This is a genomic window from Candidatus Kinetoplastibacterium sorsogonicusi, assembly GCF_003072465.1.
Classification (GTDB): domain Bacteria; phylum Pseudomonadota; class Gammaproteobacteria; order Burkholderiales; family Burkholderiaceae_B; genus Kinetoplastidibacterium; species Kinetoplastidibacterium kentomonadis.
Map to the genome: position 1 here is coordinate 250,584 of NZ_CP025628.1, position 21,969 is coordinate 272,552.

Here is a 21,969-nt window from a genome sequence, read left to right on the forward strand (position 1 = left end):
ATAATTTAAAAATGTAATATTTTTTTAAAATAACAAGTATAGTTATACTTGTTATTTTAAAATTTATTTTGAAATAACTTGAGAAATACTATTTGCAATTTTTGTTATATTACTGTCATTAATAGCAGCAATACATATCCTACCATTACCTATTATATAAATTGCATATTCAGAAATAAGTTTATCTACCTCATTTTTATTTAATCCTGAATAAGAAAACATGCCTATTTGTTTATTAATAAAACTAAAATCTTTATTAGAAATTTCATTAAGTTTATTAGTTAATTTATTACGCATATCTTTAATTCTATTGCGCATGATACTTAATTCATCTTTCCATTTACTAAATAAAATTTGATCATTCAAAATAGTAGAAACAATCTTTGCTCCATGAGTAGGAGGATTAGAATAGTTAGAACGAATAATTCTTTTTATTTGACTTAATAAGCAATCTGATTCTTTTTGATTACCTGTTAATACAGTTAATGCACCAACCCTTTCTCCATATAAAGCAAATGATTTTGAAAAAGACGAACTTATTAAAATAGGTATATCCATTTCAGCAAAGATTCTTATAATAGCAGAATCATCTTCAAGATTATTACCAAATCCTTGATAAGCTATATCAATAAATGGAATTAATTTTTTTTGTTTTATAATGTTAGCTATTTCTTTCCATTGTGTATTAGAAGGGTCCACTCCTGTAGGATTATGACAACATGCATGTAAAATAACTATTGAGTGTTCATCTAATGTCTCAAAATCTTTTAACATTCCATTAAAATCTAAATTATGACTATTTTTATCATAATATTTATACTGCTTAACTTCAAAACCTGAACCTTCAAATATTGTTCTATGATTTTCCCAACTAGGATTACTAATATATACTTTAGAATTAGGTAGAATAGTATATAATAAATCAGAACCAATTTTTAAAGCACCAGTACCACCTAATGTTTGTACTGTAACTATTCTATTTTGATTACTATATTGAATTTGATAATCTCCTAATAAAAGTTTTTGGACAGATTTATTATAATTTTGGATTCCATCTATTGGTAAATATGCTCTAGATGATGATATTTTAACTAGTTCCTTTTCTACTTGAGATACCACAGATAGTGTTGGTATATTACCACTTTCATTGTAATAAACTCCAATTCCTAAATTGATCTTATCTTTTCTATTATCTTCTTTATATTGTTCGTTTAGTCCTAATATTGGATCTTTAGGAGCAAGTTCTATTGATTTAAATATAGTTTCCATAATTTAATATAATTGTTAGTTGAAATAGTTTACAAATTTATTAATATAACTAAATTAATATATATCTTTTATAAATATAAATAAAGTATAGGATTATGACATATTTAAGATCAGCAAATTTTTCAAAGAATCAATTTTCATTATATAAAACTTATTTGCCTTCTGGTGATCAGCCTAAAGCTATAGACAAAATTGTATATGGATTGAAAAATAACTTTAAATATCAAACTTTACTTGGAGTTACAGGTTCAGGAAAAACATATACTATGGCAAATATTATTGCTGCTGTAAATCGCCCTGCAATAATTTTAGCACCAAATAAAACATTAGCAGCACAAATTTATTCAGAAATGAAAAATTATTTCCCTAATAATGCAGTAGAATATTTTGTATCTTATTATGATTATTATCAACCAGAAGCATATGTTCCATCTAAAGACATGTTTATTGAAAAAGATGCTTCTATAAATGCACATATAGAACAAATGAGACTATCTGCTACTAAAAGTGTAATGGAACGGAGTGATACTATTATAGTAAGTACTGTATCATGTATATACTGTATAGGAAATCCAAGAGCATATTTGTCTATGGTATTATTTTTACGTGTAGGTGATAAAATATCTAGATATGAAATTTTAGAAAAATTAGTTTCTATGCAATATGAAAGAAATGATATTGAATTTTCTAGAGGAAAATTTAGAGTTCGAGGAGATTATATAGATATATTTCCTTCAGAAAATGCTGAAAATGCTATTAGAATCACTATTTTTGATGAAAAAATTGATAATTTACAAAATTTTGATCCATTGAATGGGAGAATAAACTCTAATATATTAAGATATACTGTTTATCCAAGTTCCCATTATGTAGCACCCAAAGAGACTATAAAAAATGCTATAAAATTAATTAAGGAAGAATTGAAACTACAAATTGATTATTTTATGAAAAATAATCAATTCTTAGAAGCACAAAGATTAGAGCAAAGAACTATGCTAGATATAGAATCATTAGTGGAATGTAATTTCTGCAAAGGTATTGAGAATTATTCTCGTCATTTGTATGGCAGTAAAGCTGGTGAAGCTTTACCAACATTAATAGATTATTTGCCTAAAGATGTGTTAATCTTTATAGATGAAAGTCATATTACTGTAGGCCAATTACGTGGTATGTATCTTGCAAATCTTTCTCGTAAAAATAATTTAATTCAACATGGTTTTAGATTACCTTCAGCATTAGATAATAGGCCATTAAAACTTGAAGAATTTGAAAGTAAAGTTCATCAATGTATTTTTGTTTCAGCTACTCCATCAGAATATGAAAAACAAAAATCTGAACAGATAATAGAACAAATTGTTAGACCTACAGGAATACTAGATCCAGTTATTGAAGTACGTCCAGCTATTAATCAGATTGATGATTTAATCAGTCAAATAAAAATAAGAATTCAAGAAAAAGAAAAAATTTTAGTAACCACATTAACAAAAAAGATTGCAGAGGAATTAACAGAATTTTTATTAGAAAATAATATTAAAGTTAGATATTTACATTCTGATGTAAATTCTATAGAAAGAGTACAGATTATTAAAGATTTACGTTTAGGTATATTTGATGTATTAATAGGTATTAATTTATTAAGGGAAGGATTGGATATCCCAGAAGTATCATTAGTTGCTATATTAGATGCAGATAAAGAAGGTTTTTTAAGGTCTGAGAGAAGTTTAATTCAAACTATAGGACGTGCAGCTCGTAATTTAAAAGGCTATGTTATTATGTATGCTGATAATATGACTGATTCTATGTTAAAAGCAATTAATGAGACTAATAGACGTCGTCAAAAACAGATAGAATTTAATATAAAAAATAATATAGTTGCCAAAGGAATCATAAAAGACGTAAAAGATATGATAGAAATATCTAATGATAATAAAAATAATAATTTTTCTAATGTAGATAATATTTTAAATAAATATAGTAATTTAACTAATACAAAAAAAATTTTAAAAGAGATAGAAAAATTAGAAAAAATAATGATGAAACATGCAAAAAATCTTGAATTTGAAAAAGCTGCTACTATTAAAGAATTAATCGAACATTTAAAAAGTAAAATATTATTTTCCTAGATAGAAAATTTATGAATAAGTTTGTTAAAAATTTTTATTTTTTTTATTTATAATCTTTACTTTTATATTAATATATATGAAAAATTTATTAAATAATTGCTTGATATTAATATTATATTTTAATTCCCTAGTAATTTAATCGGAATTTTGATATTATATTTAATAATAAATGCATTTATTATTAAACAAGAACATTAATGAAATTAAATACTAAAGGTAGATTTGCTGTTATAGCTATGATAGATATAGCTATTTTTCAGCGTGATGGAAGAGTGAATGTTTCAGATATAAGTAAAAGACAAAATATCTCTATGTCTTATTTGGAACAATTACTTGGAAAACTAAGGAATGGTGGTTTGTTAAATAGTATGAGAGGACCTAAAGGCGGATATTTACTTAACAAATCTGATAAAGATATTAAGATAGCAGATATTATATTTGCTATAGAAGAATCTCTAGATACTACTAGTTGTCATGGCAAAATGAATTGTAACATTGGTAAAATGAAAAATTCAAAAATTTGTATTACTCATAATTTATGGACTTCTTTAAATAAAATTATTTGGAATTATTTAAAATCAATAACTCTACATGACTTAATAAATAATAAACTTAATAATATAAATAACTTTAAAAAAGAAATGGAAATTTTCACATGAAACATAATCAAATTTATATGGATTATTCTGCTACTACACCAGTAGATAAAAGGGTTGTAGAAAGTATGTTACCATGGTTATATAATAATTTTGGTAATCCAGCTTCACGTAGTCATAGTTTCGGTTGGGAAGCAGAAAATGCTGTAGAAAATGCAAGAACAAATGTTGCTAATCTTATAAATGCAGATCCTAGAGAAATTATTTGGACTTCTGGTGCGACTGAATCAGATAATCTTGCTATAAAAGGAGCTGCAGAGTTTTACTCTGATAAAGGTAAACATATTATTACTAGTAAAACAGAACATAAAGCTGTTTTAGATACTTGTAGAGAATTAGAAAATATAGGTTTTGAGGTAACTTACCTAGATGTTAATGAAGAAGGATTAATAGATTTAAAAAATTTGGAAAGCAATATACGTAAAGATACTATTTTGGTATCTATTATGATGGTTAATAATGAAATAGGTGTAATACAAGATATTGCTTCTATAGGAGAAATTTGTAGAGATAAAAAAATAATATTTCATGTTGATGCAGCTCAAGCTAATGGTAAAGTAGAAATCGATTTACAAAAGTTAAAAGTGGATTTAATGTCTTTTTCAGCACATAAAATATATGGACCTAAAGGCATAGGTGCATTATATGTACGTCGTAAACCACGTGTTAGAATAAAGGCTCAAATTCATGGAGGAGGTCATGAAAGAGGACTAAGATCAGGTACATTACCAACACATCAGATAGTTGGTATGGGAGAAGCTTTTAAAATAGCTAAAGATGAAATGCATCTTGATAATGAAAGAATTTTAAAATTACGTAATTATATGTGGGATAAAATTTCTAAAATTCCTAATGTATATTTAAATGGTAGTATTAAGAATAGCATTCCACATAATTTAAACGTTAGTTTTAATTATATTGAAGGTGAATCTCTTATGATGGCTATAAAAGATCTAGCAGTATCAAGTGGTTCTGCTTGTACCTCTGCAAGTTTAGAACCTTCTTATGTATTAAGAGCCTTAGGTCGTAGTGATGAATTAGCACATAGCTCTATTAGATTTACATTAGGAAAATTTACTACCATGGAAGAAGTTGAATTTGCTGTAGATTTAATAAATAAAAAAATTAAAAAATTAAGAGATATGTCACCTTTATGGGAAATGGCGCAAGAAGGTATAGATTTAAATAATGTTAATTGGTCTTAGTTAAATAAATAATTACGAGGTTATTATGGCATATAGCAATAAAGTTATAGATCATTATGAAAATCCAAGAAATGTTGGATCTTTAAATAAAGATGATATATCTGTAGGTACTGGTATAGTAGGTGCTCCAGCATGTGGAGATGTTATGAAATTACAAATTAAAGTTAATAAAGATAATATCATTGAAGATGCAAAATTTAAAACTTATGGATGTGGTTCTGCAATAGCATCAAGTTCTTTATTAACAGAATTAGTAAAAGGAAAAACTTTAGATGAAGCAATGCAAATTCGTAATGTTCATATAGCTGAAGAATTATCTTTGCCACCAGTAAAAGTACATTGTTCAATTTTAGCTGAAGATGCAATTAGGGCTGCAATAGAGGATTTTCAAAAAAAGAAAAATAATATTTAATTATATAAGGATAAATGATGTCGATTACTATTACTGAAAAAGCTGCACAACATATAAAAAATTTTTTATATAAAAAGCAGAATAATATTGGTATACGTGTTGGTGTTAAAAAAACTGGTTGTTCAGGTTTCTCTTATATTATTGAAAGTGTTAGTTCACCCAATTATAATGATTTCATTTTTGAATCTTTAGGTATAAAAATTTTTATTGATGCAAATGATTTGTCATACTTCAATGGTGCTGAACTAGATTATGTAAAAGAAGGATTTAGTGAGGGGTTAAAATTTAATAATCCTAACGAAAAAGCATCTTGTGGCTGTGGTGAATCTTTTATGTTTTAATATGTTAAATATCAATTATTTCAGTTTATTTGGATTAGAAAAAAAATTCAATATTGACTTAGTGAATTTAAAGAATCGTTGGATGTCTATGATAAAAAATATACATCCTGATAGCTTTGCTAATTTATCAGATATTGAACAAAAATTATCATTAGAATATTCTGCATATATTAATCAAGCATATTTTGAATTATTAAATCCAATCAAAAGAGCAACTTATATATGTAATGAAAATAACGTTAATGTAGAATCAATATCATTATCAAAAGATTTTTTAGAACAACAAATGGTCTGGATGGAACAATTAAGTAGTAATGATAATGTAATCATACAAAATTTATATAATAATTTAAAAAAAATATATGATATAAGATTATTAGAGTTAGGAAATATTTTAGATAGTGATAAAAATTACTATTTAGCAGGTTCTAAATTATCAGAATTTATTTTTATTGATAAATTACTTCATAAAATTATTCATAGGTTAAACTAATAGAAAATAATTCTATTAAAAATTAAAATAATGTCATTAATACAAATATCAGAATCTGATAGTAAAAATAATAAACGCAAAACTATTGGTATAGATTTAGGAACTACTAATTCTTTAGTAGCTTATATAAAAAATGGTAAACCAGAAATATTAGAAATATCTAATGGTAAATATATGATGCCATCTATTGTATCTTTTAATTCTAGTGGAGATATGGTAATAGGTGAACTTGCATTATTAAATCAATATAAAGATCCATTAAATACTATATCTTCTGTTAAAAGATTAATAGGCAAAGACTTATCTGAATTAAACAATTATCATTGTAAATTAACAAATAAAAATAATCTATTAGAAATACATACAGATTATGGTGTATTTAATCCTATACAGATTTCATCTGAAATATTATCAACATTAAAAAATATTGCAAAAAAAACGTTAGGTTCAAATATATTTGGTGCTGTCATTACAGTTCCTGCATATTTTGATGACTCTCAACGTCAAGCTACTCGTGATGCAGCTAATATAGCTGGTATAAATGTTTTGAGACTTTTAAATGAACCAACTGCTGCAGCAATAGCATATGGCATAGAAAAAAATTATGAAGGTTTATATGCTATATATGATTTAGGTGGTGGTACTTTTGACTTATCTATTTTGCGTTTAAGTAAAGGTATATTTGAAGTGATTGCTACAAAAGGAAATACATCTTTAGGTGGTAATGACTTTGATATGAATATAGTTAATAATATTCTTCAAGAATATTCTATTAAAGAAATATCAATTACTTCTAAACATGAAATGTTGATGTTAGCAAAAATAGCTAGAGAAACATTATCAAAAAAAGATTGTTTTAAATTTCAATTTAATATCAATAATATACATATTGATAAAATAATAGATAATGAATGGCTAGAAAATATTAGCCAAAATTTGATTAAAAGCACTATAAATTATCTTAAAATTGCATTACAGGAATCTAATTTAACCATAAAAGATATAAAAGATATAGTAATGGTTGGTGGAGCAACACGTATGCCAATTATTTATAATAATGTTAAATCTTTTTTTAGTAAATCTCCACTTATTGATATTGATCCAGATAAAGTAGTAGCATTAGGTGCAGCATTACAAGCAGATTTGTTATCAGGGAATAATAATGATCAAAAATGGTTATTATTAGATGTTTCTCCATTAACTTTAGGTATTGAAGTTTTTGGAGGTTTAGTAGAACAAATTATACCTAGAAATAGTAAGATTCCTACTTTTAGATCTCAAGAATTTACTACATTTCGTGATGGGCAAACCTCAATAGAAATTCATATTGTACAAGGTGAAAGAGAGCTTGTAGAAAATTGTAGATCTTTAGCTAAATTTAAGCTAGATATTCCACCTATGCCTGCAGGTATTCCGCGTATTACAGTAAAATTTCAAATAGATGCTGATGGTATACTTGATGTTATAGCTATAGAAAAATTTACAAAAAAAGAATGTCATATTTCTGTAAAACCATCATATGGATTATCTAAAAAAGATATATCTAATATATTAAAAGATAGTATTGAAAATAAAGAAATGGATTTGCAAAAAAAATCTATTGTTGAGGCTAAAAATAATCTCAATAAATTGATATTTTCGCTTTCAGATAAAGTATTATTAGAAAATGATTTAACACAAAAACAAGAAATCGATAAATATATTATTTTTGCAAAAGATATTTTAGAAAATTCTTCCTCTTTAGAAATAATTCAGGATATTACAAAAAAATTATCTAATTTAGCTAAAAACATTTTTGTTTCTAATTTTCATAATTCAATTAAAAATTTAAATAATAACAATATTGATTAAAAACTATAAGGACTAATATGCCTAAAATTACTGTATTACCACATATTGAAATATGTCCTTCAGGAAAAGTAATAGATAATGTTCCTGTAGGTAGTTCTATATGTAAAATATTACTTGAAAATCATATAAATATAGAACATGCATGTGAAATGTCTTGTGCTTGTACAACTTGTCATATTTTAGTTAGAGAGGGGTATAATGAATTATTAGATATGGAAGAAGATGAAGAAGATTTATTAGATCGAGCTTGGGGTTTATCTCCTATTTCCAGATTAGCTTGTCAAATTAAAATGCCAAATGTAGATTTAATATTAGAAATACCTAAATATAGTATAAATCATGCAAAAGAATAGTGAAATTAATTGGATTGATATATATCAAATTGTAGATTTATTAATACAATTACATAGTAATGAAAATCCTAAAACAATTAGTTTTGTTAAATTACGTGAATTAATAGTGAATTTACCAAATTTTAAAGGCGATAAAAACCGTTGCAATGAAAAAATACTAGAATCAATCCAAATGACTTGGATTGATGAAATTTCTTAAATTTTTAAGAATTTTTAAATTTCTGGTCTTAAATGTGGAAAAAATATTACATCTCTTATATTTGGGCTATTTGTCATTAACATAATAAGTCTATCTATTCCTATTCCACATCCTCCTGTAGGAGGCATACCATATTCTAATGCTTTTATATAAGAATCATCGTAAAACATTTTTTCATCATCAGCTAAACTTTTAGATGCTATTTGCTGTTTAAATCTTAAAGATTGTTCTTCAGGATCATTTAATTCAGAAAAACCATTTGCTAACTCTCTTCCAGCAATAAATAATTCAAATCTTTCTGCTATATTTGGTTTGTTTTTTGAAGCTTTAGCTAAGGGAGAAATTTCAAGTGGATAATCTATGATGAATGTTGGAAAATAAATTTTTTCTTCTATTTGATTTTCAAATAAAATTAATTGTAAAGAATATATATCCATTTCTTCTAATGAAATTGATTGGTATTTTGCATCTAATCTTTTTATTTCTTTTTTCAAAAATGAAATATCATTAATTTTATCAAAATCATATTGATTAGAATATTTAATAATTGCTTCACAAATAGTTAATTTATCGAAAGATTTAGAAAAATCCAATAAAATATCTTGATATTTTATCTTTAAAGAACCCATGATTGTTATCATTAATTCTTTTATTAAATTTTCAGTAAATGTCATCATCCAATTATAGTCTGTATAAGCAGCATAAAATTCTATCATTGTAAATTCTGGATTATGTCTAGTACTAATACCTTCATTTCTAAAATTTCTATTTAATTCAAATACTCTTTCAAAACCACCTACTATTAACTTTTTAAGGTATAACTCTGGTGCTATACGTAAAAACATATCTGTATTCAATGCATTATGATGAGTTATAAAAGGTTTAGCATTTGCTCCACCAGGAATTATATGTAACATAGGAGTTTCTACTTCTAAAAATTTTTCCCTAGTCATAATTTGTCTAATCAAAGATATAGTTTTACTTCTAATAAAAAAAATATTTTTAACTTGTTCATGCATAATTAAATCTAAATATCTTTGTCTATAGCGTAATTCTTTATCAGATATTCCATGAAATTTATCAGGTAATGGTCTTAAAGATTTTGCAAGCAAAACTATTAATTCTGCTTTAATAGATAATTCATCTTTATGGGTTTTAAAAATATAACCTGTTATATAAACTATATCTCCAATATCAAGTTGTTTAAAATTATCATATTCATTTTGTCCAAGTATGTTTTTTTCAATATATATTTGAATACGTCCAGATTCGTCTTGAATATTTATAAAGCTAGCTTTACCCATTATGCGTTTTAACATAATTCTGCCAGATATTTTGACGAATATATTATTCATTAATAATTCTTCTCTTGTAGAATTATTAAAATTTTCATGTAATTCTTTTGTATTATGGCTTGGAAAAAAATTATTAGGGTAAGCATTTTCAGTTTTTTTATGTTTTTTTAATTTCTCATATCTTTCAGAAATTAATCTGTGCATATTTTCAATTGTTTGATTATTATTCATAATATTTAAAATAATGGAATTATGTTTTACAAAAATTTATATATTATGTTTTAGATTAGCCATAATAAAAATATCTAAATCTCCATCTAGAACTTTTTGTGTATCAGATATTTCTATATTAGTACGTAAATCTTTTATACGACTTTGATCTAAAACATAAGATCTTATTTGATGTCCCCAAGCTACTTCAGATTTAGAATCTTCTAACTTTTTTTGTTCTAAATTGCGATTTTTTAATTCTAAATCATATAACTTAGATTTAAGCATTTGCATAGCTTCTTGTTTATTTCTATGTTGAGAACGATCTCCTTGACATTGTACTACTATGTTAGTTGGTATATGAGTTATTCTAACAGCAGAATCTGTTTTATTAATATGTTGTCCACCAGCTCCACTAGCACGATAAGTATCTATTTTTAAATCACTAATATTAATATTAATATTAATAGAATCATTTATTTCAGGGTAAACAAATATACTTGCAAAAGATGTATGTCTATTACCTGAAGAATCAAAAGGACTTTTTCTAACAAGTCTATGTATTCCAGATTCTGTTCTTAGATAGCCAAATGCATAATCTCCCATTATTTTTAATGTTGCAGATTTAATTCCAATAATTTCTCCATTAGATTGTTCTAAAATTTCTATTTGAAAATTTTTTCTTTCAGCATATCTAATATATTGTCTCATAAGCATAGCTGCCCAGTCTTGAGATTCAGTACCACCAGCACCAGATTGAATATCTATAAAACAATTTAATGAATCATAAGAATTAGTGAACATCATATTAAATTCTAATTCTTCTATATCAGACTTAAATTTATTGATTTCCTCTTTAACTAAATTCATAGTATTATAATCTTTATCATTTTGAGCTAATAAAAAAATATCTTTATAATCCTCAAAATTATTTTTTAAAAAATCTAACTTATTTACAATTTTTTCTAAATTTTTTTTATCTTTTAAAAGGTTTTGAATTTTTTCTACATTATTCCATATCTCAGGGTTTTCTAATTCTAAATTAATTATATTAAGATTATTTTTTTTTTGATCATAGTCAAAGATACCTCCTGAGAAGAGCTTCTCTTTTTTGATATTCATATATCATTTCTATAATATTATTTTGTATTTCATTATCCATTGATATAACCTTATTTTTTTAAATAAATTATTTTTATTAAATAAATAGTATTATGTAAAATAATATGAAAATTAAAGTATAAAATTATTTATTTTTATATAAAAGAATTTATACAATCATTTATCACTTTTTTAATTATAAATATTATATATGACTTACTCAGTGAAAGAAATTTTTAAAACATTACAAGGTGAAGGAGCTCAAACTGGTAAAACTGCTGTTTTTTGCCGCTTTTCAGGTTGTAATTTATGGTCAGGTAGAGAAAAAGATAGAAAAAATGCAATTTGTAATTTTTGTGACACTGATTTTATTGGTACCAATGGAAAAAATGGAGGAAAATTTAAAAATGCTGAAATATTAGCAGAAATAATAAATAAAGAATGGGGATCTGATTATAAATCCATACATAAATATGTAGTTTTTACTGGTGGAGAACCACTTTTACAGTTAGATCATGCATTAGTAAATGCAGTAAAAAATTTAGGATTTCAAATAGCTATAGAAACTAATGGAACAATTAATATAGATTTATCTATTGATTGGATATGTGTTAGTCCAAAATCTTATGATAAATTAGTTGTTACTAGTGGAGATGAAATTAAATTAATTTATCCACAAAATCATTTGCATCCTAGTTTATTTGAAAATTTGAAATTTAAACATTTTTTTTTGCAACCAATGTATAACAATGAAATTGATAATAATATAGAATTAACCGTAAATTTTTGTATGAATAATGCTAAATGGAAATTAAGTTTGCAAACCCATAAATTAATAGGTATACAATGATTAATGTCACTAAAAAATTAGAATTTGATGCAGGACATCGTATTCCTCATCATAAAGGTAAGTGCAATAATTTACATGGACATAGGTATATTTTACAGATAACTATTAGTGGATTTTTAAATGATAATTTTGGTGAATCAGATTATGGTATGTTAATAGATTTTTCTAATATAAAAAATATTGCACAGAAATATATATTAGATATATGGGACCATGCTTTTTTAGTATATGAAAAAGATCAATTAGTACTAGATTTTTTAAAATCAATACCTAACCATAAAACAGTAATTTTATCAAATGTACCAACTGTAGAAAATTTAGCTAAAGAAATATATAAAATATTAGAACCATTATATGAAAAACATTTTTCTAATATTTTATTTTTAAAAAGCATAACTTTATATGAAACCCCAACATGTTGGTCTGAATATTCAAAATAAACTGGTTATGCAAATAAAATATTTTTAATTTAATATAATATAATATGGTAGATGATAACTATTTAATGTTATTTGCATTACAACAAGCAGAGATTGCAGAGCAATTAGGAGAAATTCCTGTCGGTGCTATAATTACTGACTCTAATGGTATGATTATATCAAAAGGATATAATAGGACTATTATAGATAATGATCCAACAGCGCATGCAGAGGTAGTAGCAATTAGAAATGCAGCAAAACAAATATCTAATTATCGTTTGAATAATTTAAATATATATGTGACTTTAGAACCATGTTTAATGTGTATAGGAGCATTGTTTCATTCTAGAATTGAATCTATATTTTTTGGTGCATATGATTATAAAACTGGAGCTTGTGGTAGTGTTATAAATGCAATATCTTTAAAAAAATTAAATCATCATGCTACTAGTAAAGGAGGGATTCTATCATGTAAATGTAGTGAAATTTTGATTAACTTCTTCAAATCATTAAGAAAAAATAAGAAATATATAAAATAATTATTATGTATATAATAGATTCTGAAATAGAATATAAAAAATGTATAAAAAATAGTATTTTTATAACTCATGCAAAGCATGTTCATGATATTGAACAAGCTATATTTTTTTTAAAAAATAAAAAAAATCATAAAGCTACACATAATTGTTGGGCATATCGTATTGGAGAAAAAATTAAATTTTTTGATGATAATGAACCTTACGGAACAGCAGGTAAACAAATACTTAATGCAATTTTAGCACATGAATTTGATTTCATATGTATTTTAATCTCTCGTTGGTTTGGTGGGATTAAACTTGGTACTAAATTAAGTAAAGCTTATTTCACATGTACATCAGAATGTTTAAAAAATGGCAAAAAATCAGAAATTGAAATAAATGAGATATTAAATATAAAATTAAATATCTCTTTTTTTAAATATTTTTCAAACTGGCTTCAAAATAATAATATCAAAATATTATCAAAAATTTTTGAATATAATATGGTATATATTACTATTCAAATTGAAAAAACTAAAATATATGATTTTAGAAATTTTGAAAAAAGTCTATATAAAAAATAATTTAAATATATTTCCTAGATTCTATTAATAAATCATCTAATTGAGATGGTGATAATACACCAGATCGTGATATAATGTTTTTTCCATTAACAAATATTATAATGGTTGGGATAGATTTTATTTGCATTTCAATAGATAATTCTACTTCCGTATCTGTATTAACTTTGCAGAATGTTATATCTGAATTTTTTTCTTCAATACTTGCCTGTGCAAATATATGCGAAAAATTTTTGCAAGGATTACACCAAGGAGCCCAAAAATCTATTATTACAATATTGTTATTTTTGATAACTTCGTCAAATGATTGCTTATCCAAATTTTTTATATTTTCCATAATATTTTATTTATCCTATATAATTATTAATATATTTTAACAATTATATATTGTATTTAAATAAATATAAATTCGTTTGTTATAATAATATTATTTTTGATAAATTTAAAATGATAATTCTAGGAATTGAAAGTTCTTGTGATGAAACTGGTATATCTGTATTTTGCACAGAAAAAAATATTGTGATAGCTAATGTTATAAATAGTCAAGTTAATTTACATAGTAAATATGGAGGTGTAGTACCTGAACTTGCTTCTAGAGATCACATGATTAATATTATACCAACTATAAAAGAATCTCTTAAAATTGCAAATATAAAAATAACAGATATTGATTTAATAGCATATACTGTAGGACCAGGTTTATCTGGTGCACTAATGGTAGGATCTACAATAGCTAATTCTATTGCATGGGCTTTAGATATACCTATAATAAAAATTAATCATTTAGAAGGTCATATATTATCTCCATTGTTAGATTGTAGTATAAAATTTCCATTTATTTCTTTATTAGTATCTGGAGGAAATACTCAATTAATATTAGCAAAAAAAATAGGTGAATATGTAATATTAGGCGATACTTTAGATGATGCAGCAGGTGAAGCTTTTGATAAAACAGCTAAATTAATGGGTTTATCATATCCTGGAGGTCCTGAAATTGCAAAATTAGCAAAATTTGGTGATAGCAAAAAATATATATTACCTAAGCCATTATTAAAAAGTAATAATTTAGATTTTAGCTTTAGCGGTTTAAAAACAGCAGTATCACTAAAAATAAATTCTTTAAAGTTAAAAAAAGAATGGAATTTACAAGTTATATCAGATCTATCAGCATCTATACAGGAAACTATAATTGATATTCTTATATTCAAATCTTTAAAATCTTTAAAATTAACAAAAATTAGTAACTTATTAGTATCTGGCGGTGTATCTGTAAATCAATTATTGCGTAGTAAATTATCTAAAGAAGTTATTAAAATAGGAGGCAATGTATTTTTTCCACCTACAGAATTATGTACAGATAACGGTGCTATGATAGCTTTTGCTGCAGCTTTGAGATTAAAACATAATATGTTAGATATTAGTTTACAAAAAAATTACGACTTATCAATTAATACTAAATTTAATATAGAAGATATTAATTATTAACTACGCATTATGTAGTCATATTATCATCAATAATATAATATATTGCAATAATTCTTTTGTATATATAAAATAACATTAATATATAGACATAAGTTATGCATATTAGAAAATTTAATAGATATATTAAAAAAATTTATTAATATCAAAAATTATATTTATTTATGTCATTATATTTTAAAAATTAAAAACATAGAAAATATATTAATAAAATTAAAATTTTTTATAAACATATTTAAATATTATTAATTTTTAAAAATTGATATTGCATAAATTTAAGGTTTTTAAAATTTTTTTGAATATAATATTTGTGTAAATAATTGAAAAAATGTAATTTTTCATATCAATAAAAAATTTTATTAATTTAATAATTATAATATTTTTAGGTTTTTAATGAAAATTTTAATATCAAACGACGATGGTTATTTTTCACCAGGTATCAATGCTTTAATAAAGGCTTTAGAAGGATTATGTGAAGTAGTTGTTGTAGCTCCTGAAACTAATCATAGTGGCACTTCTAGCGCTTTAACTTTAAATAGACCTTTGTGTGTGAGAAAGTTGCATGATAATTATTTTATTGTCAATGGCACTCCAGCTGATTGTATACACATAGCTCTAACACATTTATTAGATTATAAACCTGATTTGGTATTATCTGGTATTAATAATGGAGCTAATATGGGAGAGGATGTTATTTATTCAGGTACTGTTGCAGCAGCAAGAGAAGCAAATATATTTAATATTTCATCAATGGCATTCTCATTAGTAGAAAAAGGATGGAAACATATTGATTCTGCTGCAATAATAGTGCGTGAGATAGTAGAAAAACAAATGAAATATAAAATATTAGAACCATATTTATTAAATATTAATATACCTAATTGTGCATATAAAAATATTACATCTATATTATCTACTCGTCTTGGCAAAAGATTTAAAGCAGAGCCACCTTTAAAAATCAAAACTCCATATGGAGAAGAAGTATATTGGATTGGTAAATCAGGATTACCAGATGATATTTCAATAGGAACAGATTTTCATGCTATATCAAACAATTCTGTTTCTATTACACCTTTAATTCAAGATTTTACTAAACATGATCAAGTTGTCAATATTAATTATTGGATACATAAATGATTTTGATTTTATAAAAAATTATTATTCGTATAGCACTATACTTTTTAGAAAAACTTTTGGGAGATATATATGTATGTGTTTTTGCAAAAGAAATTTTTTCTTATATCTAAAAAATATATAAAATTAATCTTTTTTGCTAAAAATATTATTTTTATTTGTATTTTATTGCAAGGATGTGTACATTCTAAAATATCTAATTCAGCTTTAATTTATGATATTTCGCAGTCTAAAATGAAACCAGCTGTAGCAAATTATGATTATATATATGTAGTAAAAGAAGGAGATACATTATATAAAATTGCTCAAGATAATAAAATTAGTATTGAAAAATTAAAAAAAATTAACAATATAAACAATTCTAATTATCTTAATGTAGGTCAAATTCTAATTTTCCATGATAAAAAAATTACTACTAAAAAATTCAATAATTCTAAACCAATAATCAGTAATTCTAAACCAATAATCAGTAATTCTAATATTCATTCTAACTTAAAAAATAATGAAAATTGGGCATGGCCATCTTCAGGTAAAATAATTAATAATTTTAGTATTAATCAAAAAGGTATAGATATAACAGCAAATATTGGATCTCCTATAATTTCTGCTGCTGATGGAAAAGTTGTTTATTGTGGTAATGGAGTAAAAGGATTAGGAAATTTAATAATATTAAGTCATAAAAATAATTTTATTACTGCTTATGCTCATATTGATAATATTTGTGTAGAAAAATCACAAAATGTTAAAAAGGGAGAAAAAATTGCTGAAATGGGCTTATGCGATAATATGAATACACCAAAATTACATTTTGAAATTAGATCAAACGGTACACCAGTTAATCCTATCAATTATTTACCAATTAAGTAAATTTTATTTGATATTAGTTTTCAAACTATAATTAGAAAATTTATCTTGACCTAAATTTTTTACTAAGAAAGGTAACGATTCTTGCAAATTTTTGTATAAAGTCCATGGAGGATTTATTATAAAAACTCCACTACCATACATTCCTATATTATATGGTTTATGTATAGATAAATTAGTATGTAACCATTTATGATTGACAAATATATTTTCCAATTTTCTAGATAAATTTATAGCAAATAAATTTTGTATTTTGGGGTACCAAATCATAAAAATACCATTTGGAAATTTTTGTAAAGAACTTTTTAATATTAATATAATTTTTTTATAATCTAATTTATTTTCGTATGACGGATCAATAAAAATTAATCCACGACGTGATTTCATTGGTAATAATTTAGATAATTTTTGAAAACTATCTTCATAATTAATACATATATTTTTTTTAATGTTATTAAATTTATTAAGATATAAGTTTACATTATTTTTTAATAAATGAATTTCAGATGGATGATTTTCAAATAAATTTAAAAATTTTGCATATTTCATTAATGACATAACTATAAAAGGAGATCCTGGATATTTCTCTAATTTTACAGAGTTAAATTTTTTGATTACATCTATGTAATTTTTTATAATTTGAGGTAATTTTTCTTTACTGTTCCAAATTTTTTCAATACCATTTTTATATTCACAATTTTTTTGACTCCAATTACTATTTATACAGTATAATCCTGCACCAGAATGAGTATCTATAAAATCAAAGGGTTTTTTTTTATCCTGTAAATATTCTAAAATGTTTATGAGAATTGAGTGTTTTAAAACATCAGCATGATTACCAAAATGAAATTCATGTCTATAGCTATGCAAAAAATATACTCCATAATATTGTGTATTTAAAATGTTAATATGTATTATAATATTTTTTTATGTTTTAATAAATAATATTACGGTTCTGTTAACTATCTAATATTATTTATTAAAACATATATATATTTTAATAAAAATTTTGGAAATTCTATGTTTGAATTCATGCGTAACTATAAAAAATGGTTTTTATTAATATTATTAATTTTTATTATTCCTTCATTTATTTTAGCTAGTTTTTATACTTTTTCTGAAAACAAATATGATAAATATACTAAGCAAGATTTAGTTGTAATAGGTAAGCATGCAATTTCTTTGGATGATTTTAGAAATACATATATTAAAGTTATCAAAAAAATAGAAAGTGAAATAGGTGATCAATTTGATTATAAAAAATTAGATACTATTAATATGCGTATTAAAGTTTTGCATGATATGATTAGAGAGAAATTATTACATATTGTAGCTACTGATAATAATTTTAAAGTTTCTGAAGATTTTGTTCGTAATGCTATTAAAGCTATTGATTGGGGTCAAGGGAACAATAATTTTTCTTTTGATCATTATGCAAATTTTTTATCTACAAGAGGCATTGATCCATATGTTTTTGAAAATTTTTATAGAAATAAATTAAGTGCTGAGCAAATACTAAATAATATTACAATTTCTTCTCATTTTCCAGAATCATTAGCAAATTTATACGCTAAATCTTTTTTTCAAAAAAGATTTATAAAAATAATTGATTATCAATCTAAAATGTTTAATGATAAAAATTCATTTACTGATGAAGAAATTAAAGATTGGTATTATAAATATAATAGTAAACTTATATTACCTGAAAACATTGATTTAGAATATATTGAATTAAACTTTGATTCAATAATTAAAAATTTAGTAATCAATAATGATGAATTATTATCTTTTTATAAAAAAAATAAAATTAATTTTATTACTCCAGAAAAACGTAAATTTAATTATATTAAAATATTCTTAAATCACAATATTTCTCAATTAGAAAAGAGTAATATTTTAAAAAATTTTATTGATATAAAAGCAAATATTAATACTAAAACATATAGTATTGATAATTTAAAAAAAGATTTAATGTTAATAAAAGGTATAAACAAAATTGATTTATTTTTAGATAATTATTTAACTGAGGAAGAATTTATTAATAAATTTAATATAAATATTAAAAATGATATTTTCAAAATGAAACATAATGAGATTTCAAATATTATTGATTTCCAAAATGATTTTTATATTTTTGAAATTAAAAACATAGAAAATGCTAATGTTTTATCTTTTGACCTTGTAAAAGATAAGATACAGCAGAAATTAAGATTAGAAAAAGCAAATTTAATTTTTTATGAAAAATATAATATGCTTAGTCAAAAAATATCCAAGAATATTGATTTAAAAGAAATTGCAAAAAATTTGAATTTAAAATACGAAAAATTAAATATTAAAAAAAATGTGACTGTTGATAATCATTCGATTTTTAATAATAGCAAAATTATTTCAGAACTATTTAAACCTGAATTTTTAAAAAATAAATCAAATTCTGATATTATAAAATTATCAAATCAAAACTTTATTGCATGCAAAGTAATAAAACATAATCTTTCTTATCTACCTACATTAGAAGAAGCTAAATTTAATATTCAATCTATATTAGATAATGAAATTTCAATAAAAAATGCTATATCATATGGCCAAAATGAGTTAAAATTATTAAAAAATGGTGATAGAAGATTAGAAAATCTAAAATTTTCTGAAATTATAGAAATTTCTAGAAATAGTAATTGTTATAATTTATCTGATAAACTAATTGATTATGTTATGAAAATACCATTAAATGAAATACCTGGATATTTTGGTTTACCTTATGATAATGGATTTTTTTTAATTTATATAGAAAAAGTCGAAGATATAAATGATTTTGCTTTAACACAGGAATTTAATACATTTCTTTCAAATTCTTATGGTGATTGTGAAGCTTATTCAATATTTCATGAATTATGTGATCAATATAAAGTAAAAATTTTAGATTCAACAAAAAATTTACTAGAACTACAAACATTTTAATTTATCTGACGTGTTCTAAATAAACCAAAATTTACATTACCAAATTTTGATTGTTTTATTGGGTCTAATAAAAAAATATCGCTCTCTATTTTATTATTAGACTCTATATATATCAAAGATTCTTTCGAGATATTGCTTGATATATATGGTAAAAGTTGTTGTAAATAATTACTGTTAAATGGAGGATCTAAAATGATTAAGTCAAATATTTTAATATCAATTGTATAAATAAATTTTGTAGAATCAGCATGATAGATATTAATTGTATTTGCATTTATTTTGTTTTTTGTGGTTTGCATATTTAAAATTGCTTGTATATGATTTTCTATCATATATATATGCTTTACTCCTAGTGAAGCAGCTTCAAAACCTATAGCTCCACTTCCAGCAAATAAATCTATTATATGCTTTTTATCAAAATCTGCATTCCATATATTTTTAAGCCAATTAAATAAAGTTTCTCTAATTTTATTTGGTGTAGGTCTTAAATCAGGTATATTAGCTACTTTAAGTTTAGTATGTTTATATTTTCCACTTATTATTTTAACAAAATTTTTTATGTTTAATTTTTTCAAGAAAAATACTCCTAAAACGCTTATTAATGAAAAAGATTTGATTAGTGATAAAAAAAATATTCAAGATATATGTAAAAATTATATTATATTAGATGAAGAAAAAAGAAATTTTCAATCTATAGATAATAAATTCATACCTACTAGTAATTTTATAAAAAAAAGTTTATCAATTATTGGTAATACTATTAATAGATTATTTATCAATCATAAAAATTTTGATTTAATTTTAGACGAACTCGAAACTATTTTCATTACATCAGATATGGGTATTGATGCGACTGAAAAAGTTTTGGATGAGTTATCTAAAATTATTAAATCTAATAATGTAACAGATATGATTCAAATTAAAAAAATTTTATATGATATTTTATTAAAATACCTTATTAATTTAGAAAAAGATATTTTATATGATAATAAAAAATTATTAGTTTTATTATTTGTCGGTATAAATGGGTCAGGTAAAACAACATCCATTAGTAAATTAGCATATAAAATTCATAAGCAACAAAAAAGAAAAAAAATATTATTAGTTGCTGGAGATACATTTCGTGCAGCAGCTACTGATCAATTAATAAAATTAGGTATGAATAATGGTATAAAAACTTTTATTAGTGAAAAATTAGATCCATCATCAGTAGCTTTCGATGCAATAAATTTTGGAATTAATAACTCTTATGATATAGCTATGATAGATACTGCTGGTAGATTACATAATCAAGGTAATTTGATGGATGAATTAAAAAAAATAAAACGTGTTATATTAAAATCATCAGATAAAATTGTACAAGAAACTATTCTTGTAATAGATGGTAACATAGGACAAAATAATTTATCTCAAATAAATTCATTCAATTCCATTATTGGAATAGATGGTATGATTTTAACTAAGTTAGATGGTACATCTAAAGGTGGAATTGTTGTTCCATTATCTTTAGGAATAAACAATATTAAACCTATTCCTATTTATTATATTGGTGTAGGTGAAAAAAATAACGATATATACAAATTTTCTGCATCTGATTTTGTAAATGGATTATTAGGTATATAAAATAATTCAATTGTTTATATAAATTATTAAATATT

24 protein-coding genes are annotated in these 21,969 nt (G+C 23.5%); 18 read left to right on the forward strand and 6 right to left on the reverse strand.

Annotated elements, in window-relative coordinates; all coding sequences use genetic code 11:
* Window positions 1–63: 63 nt before the first annotated feature.
* Entirely contained in the window at window positions 64–1,269 is a 1,206-nt protein-coding gene (locus CKSOR_RS01180; protein ID WP_108673775.1) for an amino acid aminotransferase, read from the reverse strand.
* 95 nt (window positions 1,270–1,364) lie between these two features.
* Here CKSOR_RS01180 and uvrB point away from each other — a divergent pair, with 95 nt between their 5' ends.
* The 9 genes from uvrB (at window position 1,365) to iscX (ending at window position 8,902) form a co-directional block, all read left to right on the forward strand.
* Complete coding sequence (uvrB, locus tag CKSOR_RS01185; protein ID WP_108673776.1) at window positions 1,365–3,392, forward strand: excinuclease ABC subunit UvrB; 2,028 nt, start codon at window positions 1,365–1,367, stop codon at window positions 3,390–3,392.
* 197 nt (window positions 3,393–3,589) lie between these two features.
* Complete coding sequence (locus tag CKSOR_RS01190; protein ID WP_108673777.1) at window positions 3,590–4,051, forward strand: Rrf2 family transcriptional regulator; 462 nt, start codon at window positions 3,590–3,592, stop codon at window positions 4,049–4,051.
* Window positions 4,048–5,253, forward strand: coding sequence for an IscS subfamily cysteine desulfurase (locus CKSOR_RS01195; RefSeq protein WP_108673778.1), 1,206 nt, complete (start codon window positions 4,048–4,050; stop codon window positions 5,251–5,253). Before CKSOR_RS01190 ends, CKSOR_RS01195 begins: the two co-directional genes overlap by 4 nt.
* Window positions 5,254–5,278: 25 nt before the next feature.
* Window positions 5,279–5,665, forward strand: a complete 387-nt coding sequence (gene iscU, locus CKSOR_RS01200; RefSeq protein WP_108673779.1) for a Fe-S cluster assembly scaffold IscU — start codon at window positions 5,279–5,281, stop codon at window positions 5,663–5,665.
* Between the two features lie 17 nt (window positions 5,666–5,682).
* Complete coding sequence (locus CKSOR_RS01205) at window positions 5,683–6,006, forward strand: HesB/IscA family protein (RefSeq protein ID WP_108673780.1); 324 nt, start codon at window positions 5,683–5,685, stop codon at window positions 6,004–6,006.
* Window position 6,007: 1 nt separating this feature from the next.
* Window positions 6,008–6,499: a Fe-S protein assembly co-chaperone HscB gene (gene hscB / locus CKSOR_RS01210; RefSeq protein ID WP_108673781.1), complete on the forward strand. Its 492-nt coding sequence runs from the start codon at window positions 6,008–6,010 to the stop codon at window positions 6,497–6,499.
* A gap of 30 nt (window positions 6,500–6,529) precedes the next feature.
* Window positions 6,530–8,350 (forward strand): Fe-S protein assembly chaperone HscA, encoded by a 1,821-nt coding sequence (gene hscA / locus CKSOR_RS01215; protein WP_108673782.1) that lies wholly within the window; start codon window positions 6,530–6,532, stop codon window positions 8,348–8,350.
* Window positions 8,351–8,367: 17 nt separating this feature from the next.
* A complete protein-coding gene (gene fdx / locus CKSOR_RS01220) occupies window positions 8,368–8,703 on the forward strand; it encodes an ISC system 2Fe-2S type ferredoxin (protein ID WP_108673783.1) in 336 nt (111 codons plus the stop codon).
* Window positions 8,690–8,902, forward strand: coding sequence for a Fe-S cluster assembly protein IscX (gene iscX / locus CKSOR_RS01225; RefSeq protein ID WP_108673784.1), 213 nt, complete (start codon window positions 8,690–8,692; stop codon window positions 8,900–8,902). Before fdx ends, iscX begins: the two co-directional genes overlap by 14 nt.
* A gap of 14 nt (window positions 8,903–8,916) precedes the next feature.
* On the opposite strand, the gene lysS is transcribed toward iscX, so the two are convergent.
* Both lysS and prfB read right to left on the reverse strand, forming a co-directional pair.
* Window positions 8,917–10,428 (reverse strand): lysine--tRNA ligase, encoded by a 1,512-nt coding sequence (gene lysS, locus CKSOR_RS01230; protein WP_108673785.1) that lies wholly within the window; start codon window positions 10,426–10,428, stop codon window positions 8,917–8,919.
* A gap of 36 nt (window positions 10,429–10,464) precedes the next feature.
* Window positions 10,465–11,569, reverse strand: a protein-coding gene (gene prfB / locus CKSOR_RS01235) for a peptide chain release factor 2 (protein ID WP_199919612.1) whose coding sequence is annotated in 2 segments (ribosomal slippage) — window positions 10,465–11,487 and window positions 11,489–11,569 — 1,104 coding nt in all. Because the reading frame shifts where the segments join, the coding sequence is not laid out codon by codon here.
* Window positions 11,570–11,719: 150 nt separating this feature from the next.
* Here prfB and queE point away from each other — a divergent pair.
* From queE to CKSOR_RS01255, 4 genes are read left to right on the forward strand one after another with little or no spacing between them, the layout of a single operon-like run.
* A complete protein-coding gene (queE, locus tag CKSOR_RS01240) occupies window positions 11,720–12,358 on the forward strand; it encodes a 7-carboxy-7-deazaguanine synthase (protein WP_108673787.1) in 639 nt (212 codons plus the stop codon).
* The gene (gene queD, locus CKSOR_RS01245) at window positions 12,355–12,798 is read left to right on the forward strand and encodes a 6-carboxytetrahydropterin synthase QueD (RefSeq protein ID WP_108673788.1); all 444 of its coding nucleotides are present in this window, start codon (window positions 12,355–12,357) and stop codon (window positions 12,796–12,798) included. Before queE ends, queD begins: the two co-directional genes overlap by 4 nt.
* Window positions 12,799–12,842: 44 nt before the next feature.
* Window positions 12,843–13,316, forward strand: a complete 474-nt coding sequence (gene tadA / locus CKSOR_RS01250; RefSeq protein ID WP_108673789.1) for a tRNA adenosine(34) deaminase TadA — start codon at window positions 12,843–12,845, stop codon at window positions 13,314–13,316.
* A 5-nt stretch (window positions 13,317–13,321) separates the two neighbouring features.
* On the forward strand, window positions 13,322–13,879 hold the full coding sequence (locus CKSOR_RS01255; RefSeq protein WP_108673790.1) for an IMPACT family protein: 558 nt from the start codon (window positions 13,322–13,324) through the stop codon (window positions 13,877–13,879).
* Between the two features lies 1 nt (window position 13,880).
* Here the strand turns inward: CKSOR_RS01255 and trxA are convergent, their stop codons facing one another.
* Window positions 13,881–14,213, reverse strand: a complete 333-nt coding sequence (gene trxA, locus CKSOR_RS01260) for a thioredoxin (protein ID WP_108673791.1) — start codon at window positions 14,211–14,213, stop codon at window positions 13,881–13,883.
* A gap of 110 nt (window positions 14,214–14,323) precedes the next feature.
* Between trxA and tsaD the strand changes: the two genes are divergently transcribed.
* The 3 genes from tsaD (at window position 14,324) to CKSOR_RS01275 (ending at window position 17,359) form a co-directional block, all read left to right on the forward strand.
* Window positions 14,324–15,361: a tRNA (adenosine(37)-N6)-threonylcarbamoyltransferase complex transferase subunit TsaD gene (gene tsaD, locus CKSOR_RS01265; protein ID WP_108673792.1), complete on the forward strand. Its 1,038-nt coding sequence runs from the start codon at window positions 14,324–14,326 to the stop codon at window positions 15,359–15,361.
* A gap of 390 nt (window positions 15,362–15,751) precedes the next feature.
* Window positions 15,752–16,495, forward strand: a complete 744-nt coding sequence (gene surE, locus CKSOR_RS01270) for a 5'/3'-nucleotidase SurE (protein WP_108673793.1) — start codon at window positions 15,752–15,754, stop codon at window positions 16,493–16,495.
* Window positions 16,496–16,564: 69 nt separating this feature from the next.
* Window positions 16,565–17,359 (forward strand): peptidoglycan DD-metalloendopeptidase family protein, encoded by a 795-nt coding sequence (locus tag CKSOR_RS01275; RefSeq protein WP_108673794.1) that lies wholly within the window; start codon window positions 16,565–16,567, stop codon window positions 17,357–17,359.
* Window positions 17,360–17,362: 3 nt separating this feature from the next.
* Here CKSOR_RS01275 and CKSOR_RS01280 read toward each other — a convergent pair whose 3' ends face one another.
* Window positions 17,363–18,226: a 23S rRNA (adenine(2030)-N(6))-methyltransferase RlmJ gene (locus tag CKSOR_RS01280; protein WP_161539533.1), complete on the reverse strand. Its 864-nt coding sequence runs from the start codon at window positions 18,224–18,226 to the stop codon at window positions 17,363–17,365.
* 150 nt (window positions 18,227–18,376) lie between these two features.
* Between CKSOR_RS01280 and CKSOR_RS01285 the strand changes: the two genes are divergently transcribed.
* Window positions 18,377–20,311, forward strand: coding sequence for a SurA N-terminal domain-containing protein (locus tag CKSOR_RS01285; RefSeq protein WP_108673796.1), 1,935 nt, complete (start codon window positions 18,377–18,379; stop codon window positions 20,309–20,311).
* On the opposite strand, the gene CKSOR_RS01290 is transcribed toward CKSOR_RS01285, so the two are convergent.
* On the reverse strand, window positions 20,308–20,886 hold the full coding sequence (locus CKSOR_RS01290) for an RsmD family RNA methyltransferase (RefSeq protein WP_161539534.1): 579 nt from the start codon (window positions 20,884–20,886) through the stop codon (window positions 20,308–20,310). The genes CKSOR_RS01285 and CKSOR_RS01290 overlap by 4 nt on opposite strands.
* Here CKSOR_RS01290 and ftsY point away from each other — a divergent pair.
* Window positions 20,870–21,934: a signal recognition particle-docking protein FtsY gene (gene ftsY / locus CKSOR_RS01295; RefSeq protein WP_108673798.1), complete on the forward strand. Its 1,065-nt coding sequence runs from the start codon at window positions 20,870–20,872 to the stop codon at window positions 21,932–21,934. The genes CKSOR_RS01290 and ftsY overlap by 17 nt on opposite strands.
* Window positions 21,935–21,969 lie beyond the last annotated feature (35 nt).

Excerpts from the sequence above, each read along its gene's own strand:
- tsaD (WP_108673792.1), top strand. The coding sequence starts at position 14,324 with ATGATAATTCTAGGAATTGAAAGTTCTTGTGATGAAACTGGTATATCT.
- iscU (WP_108673779.1), top strand. The coding sequence starts at position 5,279 with ATGGCATATAGCAATAAAGTTATAGATCATTATGAAAATCCAAGAAAT.
- hscA (WP_108673782.1), top strand. The coding sequence starts at position 6,530 with ATGTCATTAATACAAATATCAGAATCTGATAGTAAAAATAATAAACGC.
- CKSOR_RS01285 (WP_108673796.1), top strand. The coding sequence starts at position 18,377 with ATGTTTGAATTCATGCGTAACTATAAAAAATGGTTTTTATTAATATTA.
- uvrB (WP_108673776.1), top strand. The coding sequence starts at position 1,365 with ATGACATATTTAAGATCAGCAAATTTTTCAAAGAATCAATTTTCATTA.
- CKSOR_RS01190 (WP_108673777.1), top strand. The coding sequence starts at position 3,590 with ATGAAATTAAATACTAAAGGTAGATTTGCTGTTATAGCTATGATAGAT.
- fdx (WP_108673783.1), top strand. The coding sequence starts at position 8,368 with ATGCCTAAAATTACTGTATTACCACATATTGAAATATGTCCTTCAGGA.
- hscB (WP_108673781.1), top strand. The coding sequence starts at position 6,008 with ATGTTAAATATCAATTATTTCAGTTTATTTGGATTAGAAAAAAAATTC.
- tadA (WP_108673789.1), top strand. The coding sequence starts at position 12,843 with ATGGTAGATGATAACTATTTAATGTTATTTGCATTACAACAAGCAGAG.
- CKSOR_RS01255 (WP_108673790.1), top strand. The coding sequence starts at position 13,322 with ATGTATATAATAGATTCTGAAATAGAATATAAAAAATGTATAAAAAAT.
- queD (WP_108673788.1), top strand. The coding sequence starts at position 12,355 with ATGATTAATGTCACTAAAAAATTAGAATTTGATGCAGGACATCGTATT.
- trxA (WP_108673791.1), bottom strand. The coding sequence starts at position 14,213 with ATGGAAAATATAAAAAATTTGGATAAGCAATCATTTGACGAAGTTATC.
- CKSOR_RS01275 (WP_108673794.1), top strand. The coding sequence starts at position 16,565 with ATGTATGTGTTTTTGCAAAAGAAATTTTTTCTTATATCTAAAAAATAT.
- queE (WP_108673787.1), top strand. The coding sequence starts at position 11,720 with ATGACTTACTCAGTGAAAGAAATTTTTAAAACATTACAAGGTGAAGGA.
- lysS (WP_108673785.1), bottom strand. The coding sequence starts at position 10,428 with ATGAATAATAATCAAACAATTGAAAATATGCACAGATTAATTTCTGAA.
- CKSOR_RS01180 (WP_108673775.1), bottom strand. The coding sequence starts at position 1,269 with ATGGAAACTATATTTAAATCAATAGAACTTGCTCCTAAAGATCCAATA.
- iscX (WP_108673784.1), top strand. The coding sequence starts at position 8,690 with ATGCAAAAGAATAGTGAAATTAATTGGATTGATATATATCAAATTGTA.
- surE (WP_108673793.1), top strand. The coding sequence starts at position 15,752 with ATGAAAATTTTAATATCAAACGACGATGGTTATTTTTCACCAGGTATC.
- ftsY (WP_108673798.1), top strand. The coding sequence starts at position 20,870 with ATGTTTAATTTTTTCAAGAAAAATACTCCTAAAACGCTTATTAATGAA.
- CKSOR_RS01205 (WP_108673780.1), top strand. The coding sequence starts at position 5,683 with ATGTCGATTACTATTACTGAAAAAGCTGCACAACATATAAAAAATTTT.
- CKSOR_RS01195 (WP_108673778.1), top strand. The coding sequence starts at position 4,048 with ATGAAACATAATCAAATTTATATGGATTATTCTGCTACTACACCAGTA.